The following is a 3,600-nucleotide window of genomic DNA, read 5'->3' as shown; positions in this document are numbered from 1 at the left end:
AGAAGACGCTCCACATCAAGACCGAGCGCAAAGAGAACGTCTCCATCGACTGGCTCGGCGCACTGCTGCTCACCGCCGGCGTGTCCGTTCTTCTGGTGTGGGTTTCGTTCGCAGGTAAGGCCGACTACTACGCATGGCTCTCGCGTGAAACGGCGTACCTCGTCGGCGGCGGCGTACTGCTTCTCGTCCTCACGGTCATCGTCGAGGCCCGGCACAAGTCGCCGATCATCCCACTGAAGATCGTCACCGAGCGTACGACCGGCTTGGCCATCATCGCGTCCATCGCAGTCGGTGTCGGCCTGTTCGGAGCTACCACCTTCCTCGGCCAGTACTTCCAGACCGCGCGTGGATACTCCCCCACCGAGGCCGGATTGCTGTCCATCCCACTGGTATTCGGCATGCTCGTCGCATCGGTCGGATCGGGCCAGCTCATCACCAAGTTCGGTAAGTGGAAGCCGTTCATCGTGACCGGATCGGTGCTGCTTGTCATCGGATTCCTGCTGCTGGGAACGATCGACCACGCGACGAGCCTGTGGACCGTCGGCGTCTTCATCACCATCGTCGGGCTCGGAACCGGCATGCTGATGCAGAACCTCGTTCTCGCAGTGCAGAACACGGTCAGTGTGCACAACATCGGCGCAGCATCATCGACCGTCGCATTCTTCCGCACCTTCGGTGGCGCGATCGGCGTCTCGGTTCTCGGATCACTCCTCGCAACCCGCGTCGCCGACAAGTCCGCAGCAGGCCTCGCCGAGCTCGGCGTGAACAGTGCGGGAGGTGGCGGCGGATCGCTCGACCTGTCGTCGCTGCCCGCACCGGTACTCGCGGTCATCCGTACCGCGTACGGCGACGCCACGGGACGCATCTTCCTCATCGCAGGATTCGTCGCCATCGTCACGCTCATCGCAGTGGTCTTCATCCCGGACCGCCCGCTGCGCAAGACGATCGACTTCGCTCAAGGCCCCGCCGAAGGCGAACAGACCGCCGAGATCCCGTCGTTCGGCAAGGACCGCGAATACGTTGCGGCCGAGCTCGACGAGCCGAACGAGGTCATCGGCAGGCACGAAGCGCCCGCAGGTTCGGCTCCCTTCGAAGGACTCAGCACCGACGCACGCGATCGACTGCTGAACATTCTGTTGCCGGAGCCGAAGGACACCCTCGAAGCACTCGACGAAGCGGAAGCCATCCGCAGCGAGGTCGTCGCACTCCAAACCGAACTCGACGCCAAGATGCTCGACTTCGACGCGGTGTGCGAGAGGCTCCGACGCCTCGGGCTCAGCGAAGACCAGATCGCACGGGTTCTCGGTGACGCGCACGTTCCCGATCCGCACCAGCATTTCGCGAACTCGGGCCACAGCGTCAACTCGGCCCACAGCGTCAACTAGGTTCGCCGACACCGATGGCCCGCACACAATCGTGCGCGGGCCATCAGTGGTTTCGCGGGGTTGTCGGGGTTGTCGGGGTTGTCGGGGTTGTCGGACAGTCTGTTTCGGTCACTTGGCGGGAGCGAATGTCTGTTCAGGTCACTCAGAGTGTGCGAATGTCTGATTCGGTCGCCTGGGTTGAGCGAATGTCTCATTCGGTCACCTGGGAGGGAGCGACTGTCTCATTCGGTCACCTGGGAGGGAGCCCGAGCACCCCCGGACGAACGAACCTACCGTCCTGGAATGTACTTGAGCGCCTTCACGAACGGCGGCATGATCTTCGCCCACAATTTCGGCGGAAGTCCGCGCGGCCCGCCGAGGTTGAGCAGCCGCGTCGTAGCAATGGTCTGCGACTCGGCGTACTTGAGCAAACCGTCGGCACCGTGGCGGCGACCCATTCCGGATACACCCATGCCGCCCATCGGCGCGGCCGTCGTTCCCCACGCAGGCGCGTAGCCCTCGTCGACGTTGACGGTTCCCGAGTGCAGACGCGCCGCGATGGCTTCACCTTGCGCTTTGGTCTTGGCCCAGACGCTGGCATTGAGCCCGTACTCGGTGTCGTTGGCCTTGGCGATCGCTTCCTCGACGTCGGCGACAGGGTAGATCGACACCAGTGGCCCGAAAGTTTCTTCGGCGGCACACTCCATGTCTGCAGACACCCCGGTCAGCACAGTTGGCTCGAAGAACAGCGGGCCGATGTCGGGACGCGCGTGTCCTCCAGCGACGACCGTGGCGCCCTTCACCTTCGCGTCGTCGACGTGCGCAGAAATGACCTTGACCTGGTTCTCGGAAATCAGGCTGCCCATCTCGATGCCGAACTCGTAGTCCGAGCCGAGCGTCATATTGCGCACACGCTCACCGAACTTCGCGGTGAACTCAGCGGCGATGGACTGCTCGACATAGATCCGTTCGATCGAGATGCAGAGCTGACCGGAATTGGAGAAGCAGGCGCGCACTGCGGCGTCGGACACTTCGCGGAGGTTTGCGCCGTCGGCGACGATCATGGCGTTCTTCCCACCGAGCTCAGCGGAGAACCCGATCAGTCGGCGACCGGCCTGCTCGGCGAGCAGCTGCCCGGTAGCGGTGGAACCGGTGAACATGACGTACTCGGTGTTTTCGACGATCGCGGTTCCGACGACAGTTCCCGGTCCCGGCACGACAGCGAACAAGTCCCGCGGCAGACCCGCTTTGTACAACAGTTCGACGACGGCGAGGGCACAGTAGGGCGTCTGGGAATCAGGCTTGAGAACGACGCCGTTGCCGGCAAGCAGCGCCGGAATGGCGTCGGACACCGCGAGGGTCATCGGGTAGTTCCACGGCGAGATTATGCCGACGATGCCCTTCGGCTGGTACCTCACGGTGGTCTTCGTCAAGACCGGAAGCATGCCGGTCACGCGCTTGGGTGCGAGCAGTTTGGCCGCGGTGCGGGCGTAGTGCCGCGACGTCATCGCGATGTCGAGCACTTCCTCCTGCGCAGCAGAGCGGGACTTGCCGGTCTCGGCCTGCGCCATGTCCATCAGTTCGTCGCGGTGTGCGAGCACAAGATCGCGGTAGCGATGGAAGATCTCCGCGCGATCCGCGACCGAACGCTTGGCCCACGCCTTCTGTGCGACGCGCGCGCGGGCGATGGCGTCGTCGACGTCCTCAGCGGTGCCGACGGGGATGGTAGCGAGCTCCTTGCCGGTGAACACCTCCGTGATGGTCTTCGTCGGCCGGGCATCGGCGTCCGCAATGGCAATCAAGTCGGCGAGCCGCGAGAAGGTCGCAGCGCTCGGAGCTGGCATTTCATACCCCTACTGGTGAGTAGTTCTTGGAGTTACAGACAACCTACCCCCTCGGTGGCTGGGATCACAGAGTCGTTCGGTTGTTCGGCCCCTCGGACCGCACCGAATGTCTCTTTCGGTCACTTGGTGGCGACGCCCTGCCGCAGCGAATGTCTCTTTCGATCACCCCCGCCCCCGAACGCGCACGTTGCAGCCCACGCACGCGTTGCAACCCGCGCGTGCGCTGGAACCCGCGCGGCGAGCGCCGAACCGCAGCGAATGTCTCTTTCGGTCACTTGGCGGCGAGCGCCGAACCGCAGCGAATGATGCTCCTATGTTTGTCAACCGTGTTGTGGGTGTGCAAGTAGGCCGAATACTTCGCGGGCTATGGCACGTTTGAGGCAGCGCATAAT

At 63.7% G+C, this 3,600-nt stretch carries 2 protein-coding genes; one reads left to right on the top strand and one right to left on the bottom strand.

Annotated elements, in window-relative coordinates; translation table 11 throughout:
* On the top strand, positions 1–1,385 hold a 1,385-nt coding region (locus A2J03_RS18885; protein ID WP_068376998.1), incomplete at its 5' end, for an MFS transporter.
* A gap of 269 nt (positions 1,386–1,654) precedes the next feature.
* Here A2J03_RS18885 and A2J03_RS18880 read toward each other — a convergent pair.
* Positions 1,655–3,208, bottom strand: coding sequence for a succinic semialdehyde dehydrogenase (locus A2J03_RS18880; RefSeq protein WP_068376995.1), 1,554 nt, complete (start codon positions 3,206–3,208; stop codon positions 1,655–1,657).
* Positions 3,209–3,600: the final 392 nt, after the last annotated feature.

This window comes from Rhodococcus sp. EPR-157, assembly GCF_001647195.1.
In the GTDB taxonomy this organism is placed as follows: Bacteria; Actinomycetota; Actinomycetes; order Mycobacteriales; family Mycobacteriaceae; genus Rhodococcoides.
The sequence above is the reverse complement of the archived record's forward strand: the minus strand, read 5'-3'. Positions and strand labels throughout refer to the sequence as shown.

Excerpts from the sequence above, each read along its gene's own strand:
- A2J03_RS18880 (WP_068376995.1), bottom strand. The coding sequence starts at position 3,208 with ATGCCAGCTCCGAGCGCTGCGACCTTCTCGCGGCTCGCCGACTTGATT.